The sequence below is a fragment of the Nocardioides piscis genome, assembly GCF_011300215.1.
Taxonomy (GTDB): domain Bacteria; phylum Actinomycetota; class Actinomycetes; order Propionibacteriales; family Nocardioidaceae; genus Nocardioides; species Nocardioides piscis.
In genome coordinates, this window is record NZ_CP049866.1 from 433,627 (window position 1) to 456,039 (window position 22,413).

Below are 22,413 nucleotides of genomic sequence, written 5' to 3' on the forward strand. Positions count from 1 at the left end.
TCGAACCCCGGGTGAGACCGTCGTCGGTCGTTGCCGACGATGATGGACGCCGACGACGGTCAGGTCAAGCACCTGCGTCTCACTGCGTTGCCGGCGACGTCTTCAGGTTGTCGACCAGCCAGTCCTCGCCGACCTTCTGCATGGTCACCGTGACCTGGTCCTTGTAGACGACCGGCTCCGGTGAGAGCTTGTTGGTCGTCGGCCGATCGACGAAGACCAGGACGTCGACGCGGTCCTCGCCCGAGCGGACGATCCCCGAGGCGATCACCTCCGTCACGACCTTGGTCTCGGTCGTGGGGGCATTGTCGGAGATGACTGCGAACAGCTCGTCGTAGTCCTCGCGGTAGTCGCCGGTGAGATAGGCCGTTGCGCGCTTGCGGTCGGCCTCGAGCGTCGTGTGGTCGTAGGACAGGACCGGCACGATGGCTCGCTCGGCGGCGGCCTGGGCCTGCGAGGCCGCCTCCCGGGCATCGGCCTGGGCATCGGCCGCCTGCGCGATCCAGACCGCCAGGGCGACGGACGCCGCCGCCAACACACCGAGGAGGCCCAGGAGCCAGCCCGGGACGCTGCGCGTCGCCACGGAGCCCTGGGCGGTCGCGCCACTCGTGCGTGCTGCCTTCTCCTCCCCGCGTCGTTCGCGCGCCAGCGCCTTCGAGGCCCGACGGCTCTCCCTTGCCTCGTCCTTGGAGACCTCGCGGACGACAGGGCCCTGCTCACGGTCAGGCGCACGCGGGGTCAGGGTCGGCGCGCCTGCGGCGAGCTCGGCGTCGTACGCCGATCGCCTCTGCTCGTCGAGTAGCACCTCCGCGGCCTGGTTGAGGGTCTGGAACCGGCGCGAACCGGGCTCGAGATCGGCGATGCCCGCACGCCAGGCAGCCCGGACCTCCTCGGGGGAGGCCGAGGGTTCGATGTCGAGGATGTCGTACCAGCTCGGCGTCACTGACCGCTCCCCTGATCGGTCGGTTCCGAGGGGGCCGGCAGGCCGGGTTCGGGGGCGCTGCCGTCGGAGCTCACCGGGTCGAAGTCGTCGACCAGCCACTCGCCGTCGACCTTCACCAGCTTGACCTGGAGACGGAACGGGATCGGTTCCTGCTCGATCTTCTTGCCCTTGACGGTGTAGGAGTCGCTGAAGGAGCCCGCGACCAGGGTGCTCGCCGAGTCGGCATCGATGCTGGCCACCCCGGTCGAGAAGACGTCAGGGACTCGTGCGACCCCCGCCTGAGCCACCAACTGCTCGGCGGCGCCGGCCTGCTCGTCGAAGGACGCCGCGAACTTGGGCGTGATGACTTCCTTGACGCGTTCGCGGTATTCGGGCATGGCGTTGGCCTCGTCGAGCAGGTCGGGACCGTAGGTGCCCATGCGCAGCATGAACTGCTCGGTCTGTGACATCACGTCCTCACGGGCGGCCTGTGTCTCGCCACCCTCGGTGCTCGGACGGGCGCTCCAGACATAGGCCGCCGTCGCCGTGGCCGCAAGGATCACCGCCAGCAGGACGACCGCAAGCACCAGCCGGAACAGTGGCCGCGCGGGGGTGTCGGTGGTCGGGGGCGTGGTCAGTCCCGGGTCAGCAGGGGCTGGAGGAACAACCACTTCCACGACTCCTCTCCAAGGGTGCGGGGCGCTGCCTGTCCGGGTGACTGCAGTCGCTTGCTCTCCTGCTCGCCCCAGGTGAGCTTGCCGGTGGTGGGATCGTAGGCGGCGATCGGGTCAGCGTAGGGGGCGGCCGCACGCGGTGCGTGCTGGGACCCCCGGGCGTTGGACTTCGCGGCGGGCTCGGTGCAGCCTGCCGACATGTTCATCGGCCGGTTGGACCCGTCGAGCGGGGAGCGGCGGTCGGTGCTCTCGTAGCCCCCGCTGCACACGTGCGGGTTCTCGTTGGTTATCAGGCCGAAGTGAGCGTCGAAGTTGCCGGTCGACGGTGTCTTGGCGACCACCGTGAACCCACCCTCGACGACGTGCGGATAGAGCACGAGGATCTGCTCGACGCCGTCGAGCCTGGCCACCACGACCTCGCCGGTCGTGACGAGGTTGTTGATCAGGGAGCCGAGGTCGACCTCGTTGTCCTCGAGGAAGCGTCGCAGCTGGTTGGCCGTTGCGCTGCCGTTGTCGATGACGGCCCGCAGGTCCTTGTCGGAGCGCACCATGCTGGTCGAGAACACGCTGAGGTCGCGGGCGAAGGACCGCAGGGAGCTCTCGGAGGCGATCTGGCCGCGCAGCACGACGTTGGAGTCCCGGATCAGCTTGGTGGTGATCTCGAAGTTGGCGTCGGCAGCTCCGAGGAACTCGTTGCCCGAGTCGATGATCGTCTGCAGGTCGTTGCCGGCGCCACCGAAGGCAGCGCCGAACTCGGTTGTGACCGTCTGGAGGTCGTCCACGTCCACGCTGCTCACGGTCTCGGACATGTGTGTCAGGAGCGTGTCGGTCTGGATGGGGGTGCTGGTGTTGTCGGTGTCGATCTCCGACTTGTCCTCGAGGTATGGCTTCTCGTCGCTCTGGGGCTGCAGCTCGACGTACTGCTCACCCACGGCCGACCTGTTGCCGACCACGGCGAGAGCGTCTGCCGGGATCCGGTCGTGCTCGTTGTCGATGTCGAGGTGGATGTCGACGCCCTCGTCGGTCAGGACCATCTCGGAGACCTGCCCGACCCGCACTCCCCGGTAGGACACCTCGGCACCGGCGAAGGCACCGCCGGAGTCGGCGAAGTGAGCGACCACGGTGTAGGCGTCATCGATGATCACCCGGTCCAGGCGGGCGTAGCGGGCTCCGACGAAGCTCACACCCACGAGCGTGATGATCGCGAAGATCAGGAGCTGGACCTTGGTTCGACGAGTGATCATCTAGAGCACCATCCCGGGGACGAGCAGGCTGACGAGGTGGGCGTCGTAGACGTCCATCAGCTCACCGTAGGTGGGGCCACCACGAGGGGCTGGGCGGGACCAGGCTCCTGCGCGTGGAGCCGCCTCGGGGCGTAGCAACGTCGGGAGCGTCGTCGGCACCGAGGTCGGGACGGGCACGCTCGGCAGCTGCGTGGGGACCGGCTCGTTGGGGATCTGGTTGAGCTGGCGGCAGATGTCCTTGTCCTTGTTGGCGTCGCGCTTGCACTCCTCCTTGATCTGGAGGATGCCGTTGGGCGTCTGCAGCACTCTCTGGCAGGCAGGGCTGTTGATGTCGCCGCTCCTGATGCAGGCGAGCACGTCGTTGATGATCACCGTCGGGTCGATCTGCGTCGGCAGGTTGGTCGGGAGCGTCGGCGGACGTCCACCGTCGGTGAGATCGACCTCGAGGGTGATGGACAGGTTGGTGAAGTCGCCCATGTGCAGGTTGCGAGCCACCTGTGGGTCGCGTCCGACGACCTCGTCGACGAACGGATAGGTGAGGAAGACGTGGAAGGCCTTGGTGAAGTTGTCACCCGAGGCAGCCAGCTGGGTCAGCACCGGGTTGAGCAGCTCGAGTGACTTGATGGTCGAGGCCTTGGACGCCTGGATCACCTCGACGCCGACGTTGCTCAGCTCGTCGAGTGCCTCGAGCATCTTGACCAGGTCATCGGTCTGGCGGTCGATGGAGTCGAGCGCGCTCGGCAGCTCCTCCAACGTGGCGTCGATGGTGGGCTGTTCTGCGCGGATGGAGATCGCCAGCCGGTTGAGCTTCTCGATCGCCGTGACGATCTCGGCCTTGTTCTCGTCGAGCTGGCCCATGAACGACGCGATCTGACGCAACACCGAGCGCGCTGCGCCCTCGCGCCCCTCGAGAGCGAGGTTGAGCTCGCGGGTGATCGTCTGGAGCTGGCCGACACCGCCGCCGTTGAGCAGGAGGCTGAGCGCGCCCAGCACTTCCTCGACCTCGGGGTTCCGACCGCTGCGCTCCAGGGGGATCCGGTCGCCGTCCTCCAGCAGGTTGGTGCTCGCACCCTCCTCCGGAGGCTTCAAGGAGACGAACTTCTCGCCCAGGAGGCTGGTCTGCCGGATCTCGGCCAGTGCGTTGTCCGGCAGCTCGACGTCCTCCTGCAGAAGCAGCGTCACCTCGGCGGTGTAGCCGTCGAGGGACACCGCGTCGACGGTGCCGACGCTGACGTCGTTGATCTTCACGGTCGACTTGGGGACCAGGTCGAGCACGTCGGCGAACTGCACCTTGATCGTCATCGGGTTCTCACCCGCGTCCGGGCCGCCGGGCAGCGGCAGCTTGTAGATGTCGAAGTCGCAACCGGTCAGGAACACAGCCGAGAGGACGACGGGCAGCAGGGTCTTGAACGTGCGCTTCATCGAGACACCTCCACGAGGCCACCGAGGCTCGGATCGAACTTGAGGTGCGCTGCGGACGGCATGGTGCTGGTCCCCTTGCGGTCTGACAGGGCACCACTACGGGGCAGGATCTGCTTGATCGTGTCGCAGACCTTCCCGGAGCCCTTGACCTGGTTGGTGAAGCCGCACAGGAACAGGGCCGGATCAGACTTGAGCTCGTCGCCGATCCGACCCATGTTGGACCGGGTGTCGAGGGTGCCGGCCTGGGGGTTGTAGGTCAGGGCGAGGTTGTTGAGCGCAAGCGGCCCGACCTGGAGGACCTTGTCGAGCGCTGCGCGCTGCTTGACCAGCACCTTGGAGACCCGGTTGAGGCCCGAGATGTTGCGGCCCAGGAGCTCGCGGTTCTCGGCGACGAACGACGAGACCTCGGTCATTGCCGTCGACAGGTTCTTGAGCGCGGCGGCCAGCTCCTCCTTCTCTCCCCTGAGCAGGCCCGAGACGTCAGCCATCGACTGGTTGAAGCTTCGGACGGTCTGGTCGTTCTGCGCCAGGGTCTCGATGAACTTCCCGAGCTGTTCGGTGCTGCCGAACAGCTCCTCCTTGTTGTCGGCCAACGTGTCGGTGAGCCGCGCGAAGTTCTTGATCGTGGCGTTGAAGTTGGCGCCCTGCCCGTCGAAGTTGTCGGCCGAGACCGCCAACAGGTCCGACAGCGCGCCCGACTTGTTCGCACCCCTCGGGCCGAGGGCGACGTTGAGGGTGTCGAGGCTCTCGTAGATCTGGTCGAGCTCGATCGGCACCGCCGTCTGCTGGACGTCGAGCTCGGTGTTGTCGGAGATCACCTCGTCACCGTCCCGGAACACGGGGGTGAGCTGGATGAACCGGTCACCCACGATGGAGGGCGCCACGATGACAGCCTTGGCATCGGAGGGGACCTTCACCTCTGCGTCGTAGGACATCGTCACCTCGACGTCGGTGCCGGAGGGGGTGACCTTGTCGACCGTGCCCACGGGGACCCCCAGGACGCGCACCTCGCTCCCCTCGTAGATCGAGATGGTCCGAGGGAAGTGGGCGACGAGCCGCTTCTGGTCGTCGCCACCGAGGAGGGTCAGCACTGCGGCAGCCACCAGGGCGAGCACCACGAGCGGGACCAGCATCAGTCTGTTGAGAGCCATGTCATCCCACCTGGGGTGCCGGAGGCATGTTGTAGATGTAGGTGTCGAACCACGGCCCGTTGCCCAGGGTGTTGGCGAAGACCGTGTAGAAGGGCGCCATCAGGCGCAGGCTGTTGTCGAGATTGTCCTCGTTCTTGTTCAGCACGTTGACGACGCTCTCCAGGTGGGTGAGTGCGGGCTTGAGGTCGGCGCGGCTCTGGCGGACCAGCAGCGTCAGCTCTTGTGAGAGCGTCGACGTCGAGACGAGCAGGTCATGGATCGCCTCGCGCCGGCTCACCAGCGCGCGGAAGAGGATGTCGGCGTCGCGCATCAGGGCGATGATGTCCTGGTCGCGCTCGTCGAGCACGCGTGAGACCTTCTCGAGGTTGACCAGCAGCGTGTTGATCTCGGCGTCGCGAGCCGCGACGTTGGCCGACAGTCGGGTCACGCCGTCGAGGGCTGCCCTGAACTCGTCCGGGGTGTTGCGGGTCAGGTCGGCCATGGTGGTCATGGCCTCCGCCAGCTGATCGGTGTCGATCTGCTCGGTCGTCGAGGCCAGGCCCTCGAAGGCCTCGACGACGTCGTACGGCGACGACGTCCGCTCGACAGGGATGGTCGCCTCCTCCTTCATCTGCCCGGGACCGGCCGGCTCGAGCGAGAGATACATCGCCCCGAGCAGCGTCTTGACCTTGATCGCCGCGTTGGTGTCCGGACCGAATGCCTCGCCCGAGTCGACCTTGAAGGCCACCTTCACGTGGTCTCCCTCGAGCTCGACGGAGTCCACCTTGCCGACCCGGACGCCGGCGATCCGGACCTCGTCGTCGGGCTTGAGGCCTCCTGACTCGGCGAAGGCGGCGTAGTAGGTGTCACCGCCGCCGATCAGCGGCAGGTCGTCGGCCCGGAAGGCCAGCACGAGTGACGCCGCGATCATGGCGAGGCTGATCGCGCCGATGATGACCGGGTTGCGGTCGCGGAACGAGGTGCTCATCCGAGATCACACCTGTCAGAACCGGTCTGGTAGCTCACTGGCACGTTGACTCCGCCCGGGAGCTTGACGCGTCCCTGGAACTCGCACAGATAGAAGTTGAACCAAGAGCCGTAGATCGCCGTACGACCCACCTTCTCCAGCTTGATCGGCAGCACCTGCAGCGCGCGGTCGAGCTCGGCCTTGTTCTTGTCGATGTTGCCCGCGACCGCTCGCAGCTGCTTGATGTCCTGCACGAACGGCCGGCGAATCCCCTGGAGGAGGCTCGCGGTCTCCACCGACAGGTCGGAGATGCCCTCGAGGGATCCGAGGATCGCCTGGCGGTCGTCCTTGAGGCCACCGATGAGCTGCCGGAACGAGCTGATCAGGCGCGACAGCTGCTCGTCGCGGTCGCCGATGTGCACCAGCACCTGGTTGAGGTTCTCGATCAGGTCGCCGATGAGCTGGTCGCGGTCCGCCAGGGTGTCGGTGACCGAGGCCGTGCTCGCGAGGAGTCCTTCGAGGGTGCCGCCCTCGCCCTGGAAGACCTGGATGAGCTCGTAGGAGAGCTTGTTGATGTCGGCGGGCGACAACGCCCGGAACAGCGGCTTGAACCCGTTGAACAGCACGGTCAGGTCCAGCGCCGGCTGGGTGCGGTCGACAGGGATCGTCGCGCCCTCGGGCAACCGACCGGAGTCGCCGACGTCCTGGGTGAGCGAGATGTAGCGCTGTCCGACGAGGTTGCGATACTTGATCCTCGCGAAGGTGCCGCCGTTGACCTGGGTGGCGTCAGCCACGGTGAAGCTGACCAGAGCCCGGGTCCGCTCGGTGATCTCGACGTCCTTGACGGTCCCGACCTTGACGCCGGCGACGCGGATGTCGTCGCCCTTCACGAGCCCGGTGGCCTCGGTGAAGACGGCCTTGTAGTCACGGGTCGAGGCGAAGTTGAGGTTGCCGACGAGGACGACGAGCACAGCAGTGGCCATCGAGGTGACGACGATGAAGATGAGGAGACGGACGAGGTCCGCGCTCGTCTTCTTGTCCAGTCCTGCGCGTGGCATCAGTCCTCCTCCCCGATGCTGACAGTTGCTCCGCGGGCCATGGGGGCGACGAGGAGCACGCCCAGGTCGGGCACGTCCTCCGAGGTCGTACCGATGGCCGGGCCGAGCAGCCCCTTCATGAACGCCGACTCGGCGCGACTGCCGGGGTAGCCAGCGCCCCGGTCCCAGCCCGTGGCGGCGCGGGACGTGCCCTTGCCGGTCGGCTCGTCGACGCCGTCGACGAAGTTGGGCTGGCGGGTCACCGGGTTCTCCTGGCTCCAGGGCGGGTTGGGCAGCCGACCGCAGGTCGGGCCGCTCTTGTCGCCGAAGGTCGGACGGTCCTGGGGCCCATAACCGCGCGGCTGCGTCGGCAGGGTCTCCAGGACGATGTGCAGGGTGAAGCCTCGGAATGCCTCTGCCTGCAGGGCGCCGGCGTTGACGATGCCGCCGAGCAGGCAGGGGTACTGCGGGGAGTAGCGAGCGAACACCTCGAGCTGCTGCTGGCTCACCTCGCCGAGCCTGATCATGTTGTCTCCGTTGTCGGTCAGGAAACGGTCCGCGGTCGCCGAGAAGGCGCCGACGTCGGTGTAGAGCGCGTTCAGCTTGTCCTCGCGGCCCTCGAGGGTCTGCGTAGTGGTGATGGTGTTGCGCAGGATCGTGGCGACCTCGGGCAGCACGTCGGCATAGATGTCGGAGACCTGACCGGTCAGGCGCAGGTCTTCCACCAGGGCCGGGATCTCGGGATTGAACCGCTTGAGATAGCTGTCGACGGTCTCGAGGTTGTTGCCCAGCTGGTCGCCGCGACCTTCGAGTGCGGTGGCGATCGCGTTGAGCGTCATGTTGATCTCCGCCGGCTGCACCGCCACCAGGAGCGGGTAGAGGTCATTGAGGACCTGCTCGACCTCGGTGGACACATCGGTGCGGTCGATCACGTCGTTGATCTTGATCGGGTCGGGGGACGGCTCGTCGGGCACGATCAGGGAGACGTACTTCTCGCCGAAGAGGGTCTTGGGGACGATGGAGCCCGTGACGTTGGCCGGGACCGTCTCGCGCATGTCGGGATAGAGCCCCAGCGTCACCGTGGCGCCGTCGGCCTCGGAGTCGATCTCGATCACCTCGCCGACCTGGACGCCGCGGATCTTCACGTCTGCGCGCATGGGCAGCTGGAGACCGATGTTCGAGGTCTTCAGCTCGACCTCGTCGTAGTCGGTGAACTTCTTGGTGAAGACGCCGTAGGAGACCCAGACGCTCCCCAGGAGGAGAGCGAGGAAGACGACTCCGAGCACCTTGTGGTTGGCCAGCGGATTCATTGCCTCACCCCGCCAATCGGACAGTGGCGTTGGTGCCCCAGATCGCCATCGAGAGGAACAGGTCGATCACGTTGATCGCCACGATGCTCGTCCGGACTGCGCGTCCGACCGCCACTCCCACACCTGCAGGCCCGCCGGAGGCGGTGAAGCCGTGGTAGCAGTGGATCAGGATCACCGTGACGGCGAAGACCAGCACCTTGCCGAAGGACCACAGGACGTCACCCGGTGGCAGGAACGCGTTGAAGTAGTGGTCGTAGGTGCCGGTGGACTGGCCATAGACCGTGGTCACCACGAGCCGGCTGGCGAAGTACGACGACAACAGCCCCACGACGTAGAGGGGGATGATCGCGATCAGGCCGCCGACGACCCGGGTCGCCACCAGGAACGGCATCGACGGGATCGCCATCACCTCGAGGGCGTCGATCTCCTCCGAGATCCGCATCGCTCCGAGCTGCGCGGTGAAGCCGCAACCCACGGTGGCGGCGAGGGCGATGCCGGCCACCAGCGGCGCGATCTCGCGGGTGTTGAAGTAGGCCGACACGAAGCCGGCGAACGCAGCGGTCCCGAGCTGGTTGAGGGCGGCATAGCCCGACAGGCCCACCTGCGCGCCGGTGAAGAAGGTCATCCCGAGGATGACGCCGACCGTCCCGCCGATGACCGCCAGGGCCCCGGACCCGAGGGTGACCTCGGCCAGGATCCGCAGGATCTCCTTGGGGTAGTGGGTGACCGAGCGCGGGATCGCTCGCAGGACGCCCAGGTGGAAGGCCAGCTGGCCGCCCAGCTCGTCGAGGGTGCCCAGGGGCTTCTGGTAGATGCTCTTCAGGTTGGCCATGTCCTCAACCCGTCTTCGGGGGAACTACCTGGAGGTAGATCATGCTCAGGACGAAGTTGACGACGAACAGCAGCAGGAACGTGATCACGACCGACTCGTTGACCGCGTCGCCGACGCCCTTCGGGCCGCCGTTGGCGTTCATCCCCTTGTAGGACGCCACGATGGCGGCGATCAGGCCGAAGATGATCGCCTTGAGCAGCCCGATGTAGAGGTCGGGCAGCTGGGCCAGGGCCGTGAAGCTCGCGATGTAGGCGCCCGGGGTGCCGTCCTGCAGGATCACGTTGAAGACGTATCCGCCCGCCACCCCGACGACGCTGACCATGCCGTTGAGGAAGAACGCCACGAGCATGCAGGCCAGGACACGGGGTACGACGAGTCGCTGGATCGGGTCGATGCCCAGCACCATCATCGCGTCGAGCTCTTCGCGGATCTTGCGGGCTCCGAGGTCGGCCGCGATGGCCGAGCCGCCGGCCCCCGCGATCAGCAGGGCCGTGCCGATGGGGGCTGCCTGTTGGATCACGGCCAGCACCGATGCGGAGCCGGTGAACGACTGGGCGCCGAACTGCTTGATTAGCCCACCCACCTGAAGAGCGATGACCGCTCCGAAGGGGATGGCCACCAGCGCCGTGGGGACGATCGTCACCGAGGCGATGAACCAGGCCTGCTGCAGGAACTCGCGCAGCTGGAACGGTCGTCGGAACAGCGCGCGTCCGACGTCGAGAGCGAAGGCAAAGAGCTTGCCTGCGGTCCCGATCGGGGCGAGCGCCCGGGAAGCGGTCAGGGAGGCCACGGTCGGATCAGGCTCCGATCGCGCCGGCAGTCGTGCTCTCGAAGGAGCCGGGAGGCGGCGTCACGCCGTTCTCCTTGCACCACTCCCCCGGCGGGCGCTGGTGGCGGCGGGGGATGCCGCTGGAGGGCTCGAGCTGGAGCGGGATCGGAGGAAGCGGCGGCATCTCGAGGTCCTTCTCGGCCTCGAGCTCGTCGGCGTCCTTCTCCTCGGACATGCCGATGGGGCCGACGGTCTGGGCGTTGAGGAACTGGCGCACGACCGGCTCCTCGGAGCTGAGAAGCATCTCGCGGGGACCGAACATGGCGAGGTGCTTGTGGTAGAGCAGTCCGATGTTGTCGGGCACGGTCCGGGTGCTGTTGATGTCGTGGGTGACGATGAGGAACGTCGCGTCGATCTGGGCGTTGAGGTCGATGAACAGCTGGTTGATGAAGGACGTGCGGACCGGGTCGAGGCCGGAGTCGGGCTCGTCGATCAGGAGGATCTCGGGGTCCAGCACGAGCGCACGGGCCAGGCCGGCGCGCTTGCGCATGCCGCCGGAGATCTCGCCCGGCAGCTTGTCCTCGGCTCCGACCAGGCCGACGAGGTCCATCTTCTCCATGACGATGTTGCGCACTTCGCTCTCGGACTTCTTCGTGTGCTCGCGCAGGGGGAAGGCGACGTTGTCGAAGAGGTTCATCGAGCCGAACATCGCGCCGTCCTGGAACAGCACGCCGAAGAGCTTGCGGATCTCGTAGAGCTCACGCTCGGGGCAGCTGGCGATGTCCGTGCCCTCGATCAGGATCGAACCCTGCTCCGGCTTGATCAGCCCGATCAGGCTCTTGAGGAAGACCGACTTGCCCGTGCCCGAGGGGCCGAGCATGACCGACACCTCGCCGGCCGGGATCGTGAGCGTCACGTCGCGCCAGATCACCTGTTTGCCGAAAGACTTGGTGAGGCCATCGACCTTGATCTCCACGCCCATGACGCAATCTCCCTTGTGCTCTATCGGACCCGCACGGCTCCGCCGCAACCGACGCGCTCCCCATTCGCGTTCGAGTGCCAGCGTTACTCCTCGGTATCAACTGTTCACTGGCGGTGAGGTTACGCCCGAACGTGGTCTACGTCTCGTCTGGATCGCGAAACGAAATGAACACGCTTGACCAGAAGGGAGCGAGCAGGCGCGAAATGCACGAAGGGCGACCACCCTCTCGGGTGGTCGCCCTCCGGCGAGGATCGGCGTGAGCCGATCAGGTCACTTGACGGTGACGGTGGCGCCGGCGGCCTCGAGGGCCTCCTTCGCCTTGTCAGCGGCAGCCTTGTCGACCTTCTCCAGGATCGGCTTGGGGGCGGCCTCAACGAGGTCCTTCGCCTCCTTCAGGCCGAGGCTGGTGAGGGCGCGCACCTCCTTGATGACGTTGATCTTCTTGTCGCCAGCGGCCTCGAGCACGACGTCGAACTCGTCCTGCGCAGCGGCCTCCTCGCCAGCACCGGCGCCACCGGCAGCCGGAGCGGCGGCGACGGCGACGGGAGCGGCAGCGGTGACGCCGAAGGTCTCCTCGAACTGCTTGACGAACTCGGAGAGCTCGATGAGGGTCATTTCCTTGAACGCGTCGAGCAACTCGTCGGTGGTGAGCTTCGCCATGGTGGCGTTTCCTTCCGTTGGGTGACCGGTTCGTGTTCCCCGGCCGTGTGAATAAGGGTGGGTTTCAGGTGGTGTACGTCGGCCCGGTCAGGCTTCGGTGGACTCGGTCGCCTCGTCGGTCGCCTCGACCTCGGTGGCCTCGGCAGCTGCATCCGCAGCGGCCTCGGGCTCCTCGGCGGGGGCGGCTTCCTCGGCAGCCGGGGTCTCCTCGGCAGCGGCCGGCGTGCCGGCACCACCTGCGAGGATCGAGGGGTCCTCGGTCGCCTTCGTCTCCAGGGCGCCGGCGAGCCGGGCGACCTGGGCGAGCGGGGCGTTGAGGAGGTAGACGGCCTGGGACAGCGAGGCGAGCATGCCGCCCGCGAGCTTGCCCAGCAGCACCTCACGCGACTCGAGGTCGGCCAGCTTGGCGACCTCTGCAGCGTCGAGGGACTTGCCGTCCAGGACACCGCCCTTGATGACAAGAGCGGGGTTTGCCTTGGCAAAGTCACGCAGACCCTTGGCTGCCTCGACCACGTCTCCATTGATGAAGGCGATGGCCGTGGGGCCGGTGAGCAGGTCATCGAAGCCTTCGATTCCCACCTCGGTGGCAGCAATCTTGGCAAGCGTGTTCTTGACCACGGCGTAGTTGGCGTTCTCGCCGAGTGAGCGCCGCAGGTCCTGCAGCTGCTTCACGGTGAGCCCGCGGTATTCGGTCAGCACAGCACCGGCGGCCTCGTTGAACGACTCAACGATCTCCGCAACGGCAGCAGTCTTTTCTGGCCGCGCCATGGGTCTCCTTCCGGATGTCGACCCCCGGCGTCGGCCCCGTCAGACGACGAACGCCCCGAGCACAGGCTCGGGGCGTGGACTCACATGTGTGCGAGTCTTGCTCCCACCTGCGCTGGACGTCCGCTGTGAGGCGGAACCTTCGATCTCGGGGCTGATGCCCGTCGACAACCGGCGGTCTCTGGTTTCGAGCGCAAGACTACGCAGGAGCGCTGGTGCGGACAAATCGCCGGCCTCGGCAGACCACGAGCGGTCGGCCCCTGGCGGGACCGACCGCTCGTGCGTCAGCTCTGCGGGAGCGTCAGCTCATGCCGGGCATGGTGCCGACCTCGGATGCCGGGGGCACCTCGATGTCCACGTCGACTCCGAAGTCGGAGTAGGTGCCCTCCACCCTGGTCGCAACCGGCTTGCCTCCAGGCCCGGGGATCTCGATCTCCTGGGTGAACTTGTGCGGCCGGTTGTCGGCGTCGACCCACATCAACGTGGCGATCTCGTCGGGCATCGACCCCAGCATCTCCTGGGGCATGTCCAGCGCCTTGGTGAACTCGGCGGTGTCCATCACGACGCGATACTGGTTGGTCTCGACGCCGGCGATCTCCTCCGAGCCCAGCACCTCGAGCTCCTTGGGGCTCGACATGGCCTTGAACATCGTGGTCGGGTCGAGCGTCTTGCCGAGCTGGCCGAACAGGCTGTTGGGGTCGCTGAGGTCGACCTTGATCCACTTCTTCCCGTCGGGCGAACCCACCAGGGAGCTCTCGATGTACATGACCTTGTCGCTCACGATCATGTCGAAGGCCTGCGCGCCGGTGCTCGAGGCCTTCATCTCCAGTCCGTCCTCGGCCCAGCGCATCACCCCGGACACCGCGTTCTCGGCGCCGGCGCCGGTCGTGGTGGTCGAGAAGGCGAAGGTCTCGGCGTCCTCGAGGGCCCCCATGACGGCGGGATAGAACTCTTCTGCCGACAGCTCGGGAACCTCACCGGAGGACCCCTCCGACTCCGCCGACTCCTCGGACTCCGGCTGCTCGGACTCCTCGCTGGCGCTGGAGCCCGCGTCGGTGGCCGAGCCGTCGTCGCCGCCGCAGGCAGCGACCGAGAGGGCCAACGTGGTGAACAGGGTGGCTGCGCCGAGACGGCGGGCCAAGGACGGGCGGGCCATGGTGGCTCCTTCACGTGGGGGACTGCACCTCGGCATACCCCGGGCAGCTGCGGACAAACGCATGCCCACTGTGCCACCTGGCGTGAAACCCGCCACAGGCTGACCGGGGACTGGCACACGCGCAGCAAATGGGACACGCCCGGTCACCGCGAACGGTGACCGGGCGTGGACGCGGGCTGGTTCAGCCCTGCGACTCGTCCTCGGACGCGACGTTCTTGGTGCGGTTGGGGTCGACCTGGACGCCGGGGCCCATCGTCGTGGAGACGGTGACCTTCTTGATGTAGCGGCCCTTGGAGCTGGACGGCTTGAGACGCAGCACCTCCTCGAGGGCGGCGGCGTAGTTCTCCGCGAGCTGGGTCTCGGAGAAGGAGGCCTTGCCGATGATGAAGTGCAGGTTGGAGTGCCGGTCGACGCGGAACTCGATCTTACCGCCCTTGATGTCGGCCACGGCCTTGGCCACGTCGGGCGTCACCGTGCCCGTCTTCGGGTTGGGCATGAGCGAGCGCGGGCCGAGGACGCGACCGAGCCGGCCGACCTTGCCCATCATGTCGGGGGTCGCGACGACGGCGTCGAAGTCGAGCCAGCCTCCGTTGACCTTCTCGATCAGCTCGTCGCCACCGACGAAGTCGGCGCCGGCCTCGCGGGCAGCATCGGCCTTCTCGGCGTTGGCGAACACGAGCACGCGGGCGGTCTTGCCGGTGCCGTGCGGGAGGTTGACGGTGCCACGGACCATCTGGTCGGCCTTGCGCGGGTCGACGCCGAGTCGCATGACGACGTCAACGGTCTCGTCGAACTTCTTCTTCGAGCCGCCCTTGGCGATCTTGATGGCGGTCAGCGGGGCGTAGAGCTCGTCCTGGTTGAACGTCTCGGCCGCCGCGCGGTAGGTCTTGCTGCGCTGCATGGGAAGTCCCCTTTGTGTCTGAAGAGTGTGGTCGTGAATGAGCCAGCGCGGCTCTGCCACGGGTGTTGCTCGCCGGATGCGAGACTCAGTCGGTGGTGACGCCCATGGATCGGGCGGTGCCCTCGACGATCTTCATCGCGGCGTCGATGTCGTTGGCGTTGAGGTCGGGCAGCTTGGTCGTCGCGATCTCGCGCACCTGGTCCTTGGTCAGCTTGCCGACCTTCTCCTTGTGCGGGACGCCCGAGCCCTTCTTCAGACCGGCGGCCTTCTTGATCAGCTCCGCCGCAGGCGGCGTCTTCGTGATGAAGGTGAAGGACCGGTCCTCATAGATCGTGATCTCGACGGGGATCACGTTGCCGCGCATCGACTCGGTCTGCGCGTTGTAGGCCTTGCAGAAGTCCATGATGTTGACGCCGTGGGGACCGAGGGCGGTACCGACCGGCGGAGCCGGAGTAGCTGACCCGGCCTGCAGCTGCACCTTGACGAGCGCAGCGATCTTCTTCTTGGGAGGCATTTCGTTCTCTCTCTCGTGTGGTCATGACGGGGGCGACACCCCCTGCCACTACTACCTGGTGGTGCTGTGAGCCTCAGACCTTCTGGATCTGGCTGAAGCTCAGCTCGACCGGGGTCTCCCGGCCGAAGATCTCGACGAGGGCCTTGACCCTCTGGGACTCCGCGTTGATCTCGGTGATCGTCGCGTGGAGCGTGGCGAACGGTCCGTCGACCACCATCACGGAGTCGGAGACGTCGAAGTCGGCCACCTCGACCGGCTTCTTGACGCCGGGCGCGTTGCCCGAGGTGTCCCCCGCAGCAGCAGCGGCCTCGGCCTCGGCCACCGCGACGACGGCCGGGGCGAGCATGTCCTCGACCTCGGACATGCTGAGCGGGACGGGCTCGTGGCTGTGGCCGACGAAGCCGGTCACAGAAGGCGTGTGGCGTACGGCGGACCAGGACTCGTCGGTGAGGTCCATCCGGACCAGGACGTAGCCCGGGAGAACGGTGCGCGTGACCATCTTGCGCTGACCGTTCTTGATCTCGGCGACCTCTTCGGTGGGGACCACGATCTCGTGGATGTAGTCCTCCATGTTCAACGAGATGATGCGGTTCTCGAGGTTCTGCTTGACCCGCTTCTCCATGCCGGAGTAGGTGTGCACGACGTACCACTCACCGGGCTTGGCCCACAGCTCGCGCCGGAACGCCTCCAGCGGGTCGTCGGCAGCCGGCTCCTCCGCGGTCTCGTCCTCGGCGGTCTCGTCCTCGGCGGTCACGTCCTCGGCCGTCACGGACTCGTCCTGGGTCGCCTCGGCGCCGTCGCCGGCCTCTGGGGCCAGGGGCGCTTCGGGGGACTCGGTGACCTCGAGGGCCTCGTTCTCATCCGAGGAGTCGTACTGATCCGACACGTGATGCTCCGAACTTGTCTCTGCTGGGTGCGACCGGTCTGACCGGTCGGTGGACTGGTGGTGCGCAGGTCAGGAAGGGGACCCGATCACTGGGCGGTGTCGCCGGCGAACAGGGCGAACACGAGCTTGCCGAACGCCACGTCGAGGACTGCGACGAACGCCATCATCGCGAGGACGAAGACCATCACCACCAGGAAGTAGGTGACCAGCTGCTCCTGCGTGGGCCACACGACCTTGCGGAGCTCGGCCACGACCTGGCGGTAGAAGGTGGCGGGGCCGGTGCGCTTGCCGTCGTCACGCCGCGAGTCCTCGCGTGACTCGTGGACTGCACTGGAGTCCGACACGTCGGCCACCTTCTCCTTGTTGTCTGCTGGCTGGTTGTCTGCTGGATTGCCTCAGGGGTGTTGCGGTTCTTGCAGGGCACGAGGGACTTGAACCCCCAACCTTCGGTTTTGGAGACCGATGCTCTGCCAGTTGAGCTAGTGCCCTTCGGTGACCACGCCGCGTGTGCGACCCGCGGACGGGCAGCACGAAGCAAATGGCGCGAACCACCAAACCCGAAGCATACGGGGCAGGCCCCGAGGACGTCGAACCGGCAGTCGGGCGCGGCACGGAAGACGAGGTGCCTACGATGCACGACATGGGCCACCGGGACGTGCGAACTCTGCCCAAGGCCCATCTCCACCTGCACTTCACCGGCTCGATGCGCCACGAGACCCTGCTCGAGCTGGCGGCGCGCGACGGCATCGTCCTCCCGGACGGCCTCGCGGAGGACTGGCCCCCGCAGCTCTCGGCCGCCGACGAGAAGGGCTGGTTCCGGTTCCAGCGCCTCTATGACGTGGCCCGGTCGGTGCTCCGCACCCACGACGACGTACGTCGACTGGTGCTCGAGGCCGCGCAGGACGACGTGGCCGACGGCGGCCGTTGGCTCGAGATCCAGGTCGACCCCAGTGGCTATGCGGGGCGCTTCGGTGGCATCACCGCCTTCACCGACCTCGTCCTGGACTGCGTCCGCGACGCCGCCGACCGCACCGGGCTCGGCATCGCGGTCGTCATCGCCGCCAACCGGACCCGACATCCGCTGGATGCGCGCACCCTGGCGCGACTGGCGGCGCAGTATGCCGATCGGGGGGTGATCGGCTTCGGGCTCTCCAACGACGAGCGCCGCGGTCGCACCGCCGACTTCGCCCCCGCCTTCGCGATCGCCGAACGAGCGGGCCTGCTGCTCGCCCCGCACGGCGGCGAGCTGCGCGGTCCCGAGCACGTCGCGACGTGCCTCACCCAGCTCCGTGCCGACCGGCTCGGCCACGGGGTGCGCGCGGCCGAGGACCCTGAGCTGTTGGCGCGCATCGTCGAGGCAGGTGTGGCGCTGGAGGTCTGCCCCGTCTCCAACGTCGCACTCGGCGTGTATTCCGACCTCACCTCCGTCCCGCTGCCCGAGCTCATCGAGGCCGGGGCGACCATCGCCCTCGGCGCCGACGACCCGCTGCTGTTCGGCTCCCGACTCGCCGGGCAGTACGCCACGATGAGGGCCGCGCACGACCTCGACGACGCCACGCTGGCAGGACTGGCGCGCAGCTCGTTCGTCGCCTCGCGGGCGCCCGCGGAGGTGGTCGCGCGGGCGATGGCCGACATCGACGCGTGGCTCGCCGCAGGACCTGCGATGATGCCCGCGTGACGCCACCTGCCGAGCCGCCGAGCAACCCCTACGACCCCAACTGGCCCAAGCCGGAGCAACCCCAGGACCCTCAGCAACCCCAGGGCCAGCCCGACCCGTCGCGGTCGGGCCCTGACACCCCGACCAACCCCTATGCGCAGGACCAGCCGGCCCAGCCGGGCTGGGGCCAGCCCACGGGCGAGGGCTCGCAGTCGCCATACCCGCCCTATGGCCAGGCCCCCTACGGCCAGCAGCAGCCGCCCTACGGCCAGGCCCCGTACGGCCAGCAGCAGCCGCCTTACGGCCAGGCCCCGTACGGGCAGCAGCCCTATGGCCAGGCCCCCTACGGGCAGGCGCCGTACGGCGGTCAGGTCGCACCCCCGCACCCGTCGGCGACCACGGCCATGCTCCTGGGCATCGGAGCCCTGGCCGGCATGTTCATCTGCGGCATCCCGATCCTGCTCGCGCCGTTCGCCTGGATGGTCGGCGGCCGCGCGGTCAAGGAGATCGACGCCGCTCCGGGTCGCTACTCCGGACGGGAGCAGGCGCAGGCCGGCCGGATCATGGGCATGATCGGCACCGCGCTACTGGTGCTGATCGCCCTGGGTCTCGCCGTCCTCATCACCGTGGGCCTCGCAGCCAGCAACGACATGTCGGACATGAGCTATGACCCGCAGGAGGGCTACTCGTCCTCCTCCGACCCGATGTTCTGACCCGCTAGATCGCGCAGCCGACGAGCACCGGCTCGTTCTCGAGCCGGATGCCGAAGGCCCGCTCCACGCCCTCGCGCACGACCCGGGCCAGGCCCAGCAGCTCCTCGGTGGTGGCCGAGCCACGGTTGGTGAGGGCCAGGGCGTGCTTGGTCGACAGGGACACCCTGGCCCCGGCGGGATAGCCCCGGTCGAAGCCGGCCTGCTGGATCAGCCAGGCCGCGCTGGACTTCACGGTCCCGTCGGGCTGCGGCCAGCGCGGCGCCTCCTCGGGCAGTGCTGCTGCCTGCTCGGGGGTCAGCGCCGGGTTGGTGAAGAACGATCCTGCGCTCCACGTGTCGTGGTCGGCCGGGTCGAGGACCATGCCCTTGCCTGCCCGGAGCGCCAGCACGGCAGCCCGCACCTCGTCCAGCGAGGCCCGCTGCGCGACCTCGATGCCCAGGGTGCGCGCGAGCTCGGCGTACTCGACCGGCGCCCCGAGCGTCCCCTGCTTGAGCAGGAACCTGACCTCGAGCACGACGTGTCGACCGGGGTCGGCCTTGAACCGGCTCGTGCGATAGCCGAACCCGCAGTCGGCGACGGCGAAGGTGCGCACACCCTTGAGCACCCGGTCCCAGACCCGGACCGACGCGATGGTCTGGGAGACGTCCTGGCCGTAGGCGCCGACGTTCTGGATCGGGGTCGCTCCGACACTGCCGGGGATGCCGGAGAGCGCCTCGACGCCGACCCATCCCCGCTCGACGGCGGTGGCGACCAGCTCGTCCCAGCTCTCCCCTGCCGCGGCCGTCACCGTGACCGCGCCCAGGCAGGCCAGGTCGTCCGGCGAGTCGGCGTCGGCGCTGATCCCGCGGGTGGCGATCTCGACCACGCGACCCTCGAAACCGGCGTCGGCCACCACGAGGTTGGAGCCGCCGCCCAGGACCAGCACCGGCGTGCCGGCCTCGTCGGCGCTCGCGACCGCGTCGATGACCTCGGACTCGGTCGTCGCCCGGACCCACTCGCGCGCCGGTCCACCCAGCCGCAGGGTCGTGTGGTCGGCCAGCCGCTCAGCCACTGGTGGTCACACGACGAACGGTGGCCCTGGGCATCGTCAGCACCTTCTCGCCGCCGCAGGTCACCTCGAGCGCGATCATGACCAGGTCGTCGGTCACCGACTTCACCGTGCCCGCCACGACGACGTCGACGCCTGTGTCGGCGGGCACCACGACCGGGTGGGTGAACTTGCAGCCCAGCTCGACCACCTCGGCGTCGTCGGTCCAGGTCGCCACGGCCCTGCCCGCGAGTCCCAGCGTGAGCATTCCGTGGGCGATGACGCCCGGCAGGCCGACGCTGCGGGCGATGTCCTCGTCCTGGTGGATGGGGTTGGGGTCACCGCTCGCGGCGGCATAGGCGAGCAGGTCGGCGCGGGTGAGGCGATAGGTCTGGGCCTCGAACTCGTGGCCGGGCCTCATGCCGGCCCGCCGGTGTGGACCAGGGTGGCCTTCGCCATACAGACCAGGGCGCCGGAGGCGTCATGGATGGCGCTTCTGGTGCCGATGATGTCGGCGCCACCGATCTGTCGGACGCTCGCGACGCTCAAGGTGGCACTGAGCCGGTCGCCGACGCGGATCGGGCGCTCGTAGGCGAAGCGCTGCTCCCCGTGGACGATCCGGACGAGGTCGACCTGCTCGGCGGCCAGGAACGCCTGCATCGCCTCGAAGGCGATCACGATCGGATAGGTCGGGGGCACGCGGCCCCCGTCGACGAGGCGCCGAGGGCGCGCGCGAACGCGTCCACGGCGTCGGCGGTCACCTCGACCGCAGGGGTGGGGGGGAACTCGCGTCCCACCAAGGACTGGTCGACCGGCATGGGTGCGAGCCTAAATGACGTCGACCCGGCACATGTTGTGCCGGGTCAACATCGAAAGCAGAAGGTCAGCGGGTCTCGCGGTGCGCGGTGTGGGTGCGACAGCGCGGACAGAACTTCTTCAGCTCGATGCGGTCGGGGTCGTTGCGGCGGTTCTTCTTGGTGATGTAGTTCCGCTCCTTGCAATCGACGCACGCGAGCGTGATCTTGGGGCGAACGTCAGAGCTCTTGCTGGCCACGGGAAGTCCTTCGTCGTTTGCTTGATCGTTCGAGGGTTTTGGTAGCGGGGGCGGGACTCGAACCCGCGACACCACGATTATGAGCCGTGTGCTCTAACCACCTGAGCTACCCCGCCGCCAGGCAGGGGCTCCGCCATCCTATGACGATGCTCCAACCCAGAGCCCCTTTACGGAATCGAACCGTAGACCTTCTCCTTACCATGGAGACGCTCTGCCGACTGAGCTAAAGGGGCAACGACGGAGAAGAATACACAGCGCTCAAGTGAAGGCGAAATCGCCTCGATCCTCGGCTCTCAGGCGGGATTCGAGTCCTGGATCCGCGGCCACGGCGCGGCCTGCTCGAGCTCGTACGCCAGCTCCAACAGACGCGCCTCGCGACCCTGTCCGGCGCCGAACATCATCCCCTGGGGCAGCCCCGTCGAGGTCACTGCAAGCGGCAGCGACACCGCCGGCTCGCCGGTGGCGTTCTGCAACGGCGTGAAGGCCACCCAGTCCATCAGGCGGTCCATGATCTGGTCGTAGTCGGCCATCGGATCGAGGTGCCCCACGGTGGGGGTGGCGGTGGCCAGGGTCGGGGTCAGGGTGATGTCGTACGTCGCGTGGTGCTTGGCCGCGAGCCGCTTGCTCGCGGCGATGCTGGCGATCGCCAGTGGCAGCTTGTGCAGGTTGCGCTGGCAGTGACGCGCGAGTCCGAGCGTCAGGTTGTCGAGCTGGGAGGGGTCCCAGGACTCGCCATACGTCTTCTTGCCGGTCTTGACGATGGCCATGGCCAGCATCGACCAGTAGAGGACGAACTGGTCGACGAAACGGCTCGGGACCGGCGGCTCGATCTCCTCCACCCGGTGACCCAGCGACTCGAGCAGCTCGCCGGTCCGCAAGGTCAGCTCGCGCACCTCCGGGCTGGCATCGCGGCCGACTCCCTTGACGACGAGCGCGACGCGCAGCCGCGAGCGGCCCGGGCGCGTGATGTCGCCGATCGGGGCCAGCTTGGGGTTGCGGAAGACCTTCTCGGCCTCGCGGTAGAACGCGGCGGTGTCGCGGACGCTGCGGGTCAGCACGCCGTCGGAGACGATGCGCACCGGCATGTCACGCATCAGCTTGTCCTGCGCGAGCCGGTCGCGGGTGGGCTTGAGGCCGACCAGCCCGTTGACACTGGCCGGGATCCGGATCGACCCGCCGCCGTCGTTGGCGTGAGCGATCGGCACCGCACCCGCGGCGACGAGGGCGGCAGAACCGGCGCTGGAGGCACCGGCGTAGTGCTCGGTGTGCCACGGCGTGCGGACCGGGCCGAGGCGCGGGTGGTCGACCGCGCCGCTGAAGCCGAACTCGCTGAGCCGCGTCTTGCCGAGCGGGACCAGGCCGGTCGCGAGGAACATCCGGGCGAAGTCACCGTCGCGCTGCGCGGGCCTGGCGACGAAGGCGTCACTGCCGTGCTGGGTGGGCATCCCGGCGACGTCGACGTTGTCCTTGAGGAAGGACGGGACCCCGGCGAAGAACCCCGGGCGAGGCGCAGCAGCCTCGGCACGCGCGCGGTCGAACGCTTCGTACGCCACCGCCCCGAGCTGCTCGTCGACGGCCTCGACCCGGGCGATGGCCGCCTCGATCACGTCCGGGATGGCGAGGCCCTGCTGGTAGGCCTCGACGAGCCCGACCGCGTCGAGCTCGGAGAGGGCGTCATCGGCGTAGGAGTGCACACGAGTCATGCGCGCAACCTAGCGGCACGTGGAGCAACCGGCCGGGAATCTTCACGACTTCTCCGCCTTCTGCGCCCGCTCCGCGTCCTAGGTTCGGTCC

Annotated in this window: 26 protein-coding genes and 3 tRNA genes; 2 read left to right on the forward strand and 27 right to left on the reverse strand. The window is 67.9% G+C overall.

Features of this window, described 5'->3' with window-relative positions; translation table 11 throughout:
• Nucleotides 1–79: 79 nt before the first annotated feature.
• From G7071_RS02210 to G7071_RS02300, 19 genes are all read right to left on the reverse strand, one after another.
• Nucleotides 80–940, reverse strand: a complete 861-nt coding sequence (locus G7071_RS02210; protein ID WP_166314355.1) for a J domain-containing protein — start codon at nt 938–940, stop codon at nt 80–82.
• Nucleotides 937–1,590, reverse strand: coding sequence for a hypothetical protein (locus G7071_RS02215; RefSeq protein ID WP_166314358.1), 654 nt, complete (start codon nt 1,588–1,590; stop codon nt 937–939). The genes G7071_RS02210 and G7071_RS02215 overlap by 4 nt, the downstream gene beginning before the upstream one ends.
• The gene (locus G7071_RS02220) at nt 1,554–2,837 is read right to left on the reverse strand and encodes an MCE family protein (RefSeq protein ID WP_166314361.1); all 1,284 of its coding nucleotides are present in this window, start codon (nt 2,835–2,837) and stop codon (nt 1,554–1,556) included. Before G7071_RS02220 ends, G7071_RS02215 begins: the two co-directional genes overlap by 37 nt.
• Complete coding sequence (locus tag G7071_RS02225) at nt 2,838–4,259, reverse strand: MCE family protein (protein WP_166314364.1); 1,422 nt, start codon at nt 4,257–4,259, stop codon at nt 2,838–2,840.
• Nucleotides 4,256–5,410, reverse strand: coding sequence for an MCE family protein (locus G7071_RS02230; RefSeq protein WP_166314367.1), 1,155 nt, complete (start codon nt 5,408–5,410; stop codon nt 4,256–4,258). Before G7071_RS02230 ends, G7071_RS02225 begins: the two co-directional genes overlap by 4 nt.
• A gap of 1 nt (nt 5,411) precedes the next feature.
• Nucleotides 5,412–6,377 (reverse strand): MCE family protein, encoded by a 966-nt coding sequence (locus G7071_RS02235; RefSeq protein ID WP_166314370.1) that lies wholly within the window; start codon nt 6,375–6,377, stop codon nt 5,412–5,414.
• Nucleotides 6,374–7,414, reverse strand: a complete 1,041-nt coding sequence (locus tag G7071_RS02240) for an MCE family protein (RefSeq protein ID WP_166314373.1) — start codon at nt 7,412–7,414, stop codon at nt 6,374–6,376. The genes G7071_RS02235 and G7071_RS02240 overlap by 4 nt, the downstream gene beginning before the upstream one ends.
• Nucleotides 7,414–8,703, reverse strand: coding sequence for an MCE family protein (locus G7071_RS02245; RefSeq protein WP_166314376.1), 1,290 nt, complete (start codon nt 8,701–8,703; stop codon nt 7,414–7,416). Before G7071_RS02245 ends, G7071_RS02240 begins: the two co-directional genes overlap by 1 nt.
• 4 nt (nt 8,704–8,707) lie before the next feature.
• Nucleotides 8,708–9,535 carry an MlaE family ABC transporter permease gene (locus G7071_RS02250; RefSeq protein WP_166314379.1) on the reverse strand — a complete coding sequence of 276 codons (828 nt, stop codon included), beginning with the start codon at nt 9,533–9,535 and terminating at the stop codon, nt 8,708–8,710.
• A 4-nt stretch (nt 9,536–9,539) separates the two neighbouring features.
• Nucleotides 9,540–10,325 (reverse strand): MlaE family ABC transporter permease, encoded by a 786-nt coding sequence (locus G7071_RS02255; RefSeq protein WP_166314382.1) that lies wholly within the window; start codon nt 10,323–10,325, stop codon nt 9,540–9,542.
• 7 nt (nt 10,326–10,332) lie between these two features.
• Nucleotides 10,333–11,286, reverse strand: coding sequence for an ABC transporter ATP-binding protein (locus G7071_RS02260; protein ID WP_166314385.1), 954 nt, complete (start codon nt 11,284–11,286; stop codon nt 10,333–10,335).
• A gap of 270 nt (nt 11,287–11,556) precedes the next feature.
• A complete protein-coding gene (gene rplL, locus G7071_RS02265; RefSeq protein WP_166314388.1) occupies nt 11,557–11,946 on the reverse strand; it encodes a 50S ribosomal protein L7/L12 in 390 nt (129 codons plus the stop codon).
• A gap of 87 nt (nt 11,947–12,033) precedes the next feature.
• Nucleotides 12,034–12,714, reverse strand: a complete 681-nt coding sequence (gene rplJ / locus G7071_RS02270) for a 50S ribosomal protein L10 (protein ID WP_166314391.1) — start codon at nt 12,712–12,714, stop codon at nt 12,034–12,036.
• 298 nt (nt 12,715–13,012) lie between these two features.
• Nucleotides 13,013–13,867 (reverse strand): SCO4651 family lipoprotein, encoded by an 855-nt coding sequence (locus G7071_RS02275; RefSeq protein ID WP_166314394.1) that lies wholly within the window; start codon nt 13,865–13,867, stop codon nt 13,013–13,015.
• Between the two features lie 181 nt (nt 13,868–14,048).
• Entirely contained in the window at nt 14,049–14,768 is a 720-nt protein-coding gene (gene rplA / locus G7071_RS02280) for a 50S ribosomal protein L1 (protein ID WP_166314397.1), read from the reverse strand.
• Nucleotides 14,769–14,853: 85 nt separating this feature from the next.
• Nucleotides 14,854–15,282 (reverse strand): 50S ribosomal protein L11, encoded by a 429-nt coding sequence (gene rplK / locus G7071_RS02285; RefSeq protein WP_166314400.1) that lies wholly within the window; start codon nt 15,280–15,282, stop codon nt 14,854–14,856.
• A 73-nt stretch (nt 15,283–15,355) separates the two neighbouring features.
• The gene (gene nusG, locus G7071_RS02290; protein WP_166314403.1) at nt 15,356–16,168 is read right to left on the reverse strand and encodes a transcription termination/antitermination protein NusG; all 813 of its coding nucleotides are present in this window, start codon (nt 16,166–16,168) and stop codon (nt 15,356–15,358) included.
• Nucleotides 16,169–16,254: 86 nt separating this feature from the next.
• Nucleotides 16,255–16,512 (reverse strand): preprotein translocase subunit SecE, encoded by a 258-nt coding sequence (gene secE / locus G7071_RS02295; RefSeq protein WP_166314406.1) that lies wholly within the window; start codon nt 16,510–16,512, stop codon nt 16,255–16,257.
• Nucleotides 16,513–16,584: 72 nt separating this feature from the next.
• A tRNA-Trp gene (locus G7071_RS02300) sits at nt 16,585–16,657 on the reverse strand.
• Nucleotides 16,658–16,808: 151 nt separating this feature from the next.
• On the opposite strand from G7071_RS02300, the gene G7071_RS02305 reads away from it, so the two are divergent.
• Nucleotides 16,809–17,846 (forward strand): adenosine deaminase, encoded by a 1,038-nt coding sequence (locus G7071_RS02305; RefSeq protein ID WP_166314409.1) that lies wholly within the window; start codon nt 16,809–16,811, stop codon nt 17,844–17,846.
• The gene (locus G7071_RS02310; protein ID WP_206062885.1) at nt 17,843–18,538 is read left to right on the forward strand and encodes a DUF4190 domain-containing protein; all 696 of its coding nucleotides are present in this window, start codon (nt 17,843–17,845) and stop codon (nt 18,536–18,538) included. Before G7071_RS02305 ends, G7071_RS02310 begins: the two co-directional genes overlap by 4 nt.
• A 4-nt stretch (nt 18,539–18,542) precedes the next feature.
• Here the strand turns inward: G7071_RS02310 and G7071_RS02315 are convergent, their stop codons facing one another.
• The 8 genes from G7071_RS02315 to G7071_RS02350 form a co-directional block, all read right to left on the reverse strand.
• Nucleotides 18,543–19,589, reverse strand: coding sequence for a UDP-N-acetylmuramate dehydrogenase (locus G7071_RS02315; RefSeq protein ID WP_166314412.1), 1,047 nt, complete (start codon nt 19,587–19,589; stop codon nt 18,543–18,545).
• On the reverse strand, nt 19,582–19,986 hold the full coding sequence (locus G7071_RS02320) for a MaoC/PaaZ C-terminal domain-containing protein (RefSeq protein ID WP_166314415.1): 405 nt from the start codon (nt 19,984–19,986) through the stop codon (nt 19,582–19,584). Before G7071_RS02320 ends, G7071_RS02315 begins: the two co-directional genes overlap by 8 nt.
• Nucleotides 19,983–20,264 (reverse strand): FAS1-like dehydratase domain-containing protein, encoded by a 282-nt coding sequence (locus G7071_RS02325; RefSeq protein WP_166314418.1) that lies wholly within the window; start codon nt 20,262–20,264, stop codon nt 19,983–19,985. The genes G7071_RS02320 and G7071_RS02325 overlap by 4 nt, the downstream gene beginning before the upstream one ends.
• Nucleotides 20,240–20,383 carry a hypothetical protein gene (locus tag G7071_RS02330; protein WP_166314421.1) on the reverse strand — a complete coding sequence of 48 codons (144 nt, stop codon included), beginning with the start codon at nt 20,381–20,383 and terminating at the stop codon, nt 20,240–20,242. Before G7071_RS02330 ends, G7071_RS02325 begins: the two co-directional genes overlap by 25 nt.
• Nucleotides 20,384–20,448: 65 nt before the next feature.
• Complete coding sequence (gene rpmG, locus G7071_RS02335; protein ID WP_056887613.1) at nt 20,449–20,619, reverse strand: 50S ribosomal protein L33; 171 nt, start codon at nt 20,617–20,619, stop codon at nt 20,449–20,451.
• 39 nt (nt 20,620–20,658) lie between these two features.
• Nucleotides 20,659–20,735 (reverse strand) — tRNA-Met (locus G7071_RS02340).
• 44 nt (nt 20,736–20,779) lie between these two features.
• Nucleotides 20,780–20,852 (reverse strand) — tRNA-Thr (locus G7071_RS02345).
• A 60-nt stretch (nt 20,853–20,912) separates the two neighbouring features.
• Nucleotides 20,913–22,322 carry an amidase gene (locus G7071_RS02350; protein ID WP_166314424.1) on the reverse strand — a complete coding sequence of 470 codons (1,410 nt, stop codon included), beginning with the start codon at nt 22,320–22,322 and terminating at the stop codon, nt 20,913–20,915.
• Between the last annotated feature and the right edge of the window lie 91 nt (nt 22,323–22,413).

Bases quoted from the DNA above. Each gene is read 5' to 3' on its own strand.
- G7071_RS02220 (WP_166314361.1), bottom strand. From the start codon at position 2,837: ATGATCACTCGTCGAACCAAGGTCCAGCTCCTGATCTTCGCGATCATC.
- G7071_RS02225 (WP_166314364.1), bottom strand. From the start codon at position 4,259: ATGAAGCGCACGTTCAAGACCCTGCTGCCCGTCGTCCTCTCGGCTGTG.
- G7071_RS02230 (WP_166314367.1), bottom strand. From the start codon at position 5,410: ATGGCTCTCAACAGACTGATGCTGGTCCCGCTCGTGGTGCTCGCCCTG.
- G7071_RS02235 (WP_166314370.1), bottom strand. From the start codon at position 6,377: ATGAGCACCTCGTTCCGCGACCGCAACCCGGTCATCATCGGCGCGATC.
- G7071_RS02240 (WP_166314373.1), bottom strand. From the start codon at position 7,414: ATGCCACGCGCAGGACTGGACAAGAAGACGAGCGCGGACCTCGTCCGT.
- G7071_RS02245 (WP_166314376.1), bottom strand. From the start codon at position 8,703: ATGAATCCGCTGGCCAACCACAAGGTGCTCGGAGTCGTCTTCCTCGCT.
- G7071_RS02250 (WP_166314379.1), bottom strand. From the start codon at position 9,535: ATGGCCAACCTGAAGAGCATCTACCAGAAGCCCCTGGGCACCCTCGAC.
- G7071_RS02260 (WP_166314385.1), bottom strand. From the start codon at position 11,286: ATGGGCGTGGAGATCAAGGTCGATGGCCTCACCAAGTCTTTCGGCAAA.
- rplL (WP_166314388.1), bottom strand. From the start codon at position 11,946: ATGGCGAAGCTCACCACCGACGAGTTGCTCGACGCGTTCAAGGAAATG.
- rplJ (WP_166314391.1), bottom strand. From the start codon at position 12,714: ATGGCGCGGCCAGAAAAGACTGCTGCCGTTGCGGAGATCGTTGAGTCG.
- G7071_RS02275 (WP_166314394.1), bottom strand. From the start codon at position 13,867: ATGGCCCGCCCGTCCTTGGCCCGCCGTCTCGGCGCAGCCACCCTGTTC.
- rplA (WP_166314397.1), bottom strand. From the start codon at position 14,768: ATGCAGCGCAGCAAGACCTACCGCGCGGCGGCCGAGACGTTCAACCAG.
- rplK (WP_166314400.1), bottom strand. From the start codon at position 15,282: ATGCCTCCCAAGAAGAAGATCGCTGCGCTCGTCAAGGTGCAGCTGCAG.
- G7071_RS02305 (WP_166314409.1), top strand. From the start codon at position 16,809: ATGGGCCACCGGGACGTGCGAACTCTGCCCAAGGCCCATCTCCACCTG.
- G7071_RS02320 (WP_166314415.1), bottom strand. From the start codon at position 19,986: ATGAGGCCCGGCCACGAGTTCGAGGCCCAGACCTATCGCCTCACCCGC.
- G7071_RS02330 (WP_166314421.1), bottom strand. From the start codon at position 20,383: ATGCCGGTCGACCAGTCCTTGGTGGGACGCGAGTTCCCCCCCACCCCT.
- G7071_RS02350 (WP_166314424.1), bottom strand. From the start codon at position 22,322: ATGACTCGTGTGCACTCCTACGCCGATGACGCCCTCTCCGAGCTCGAC.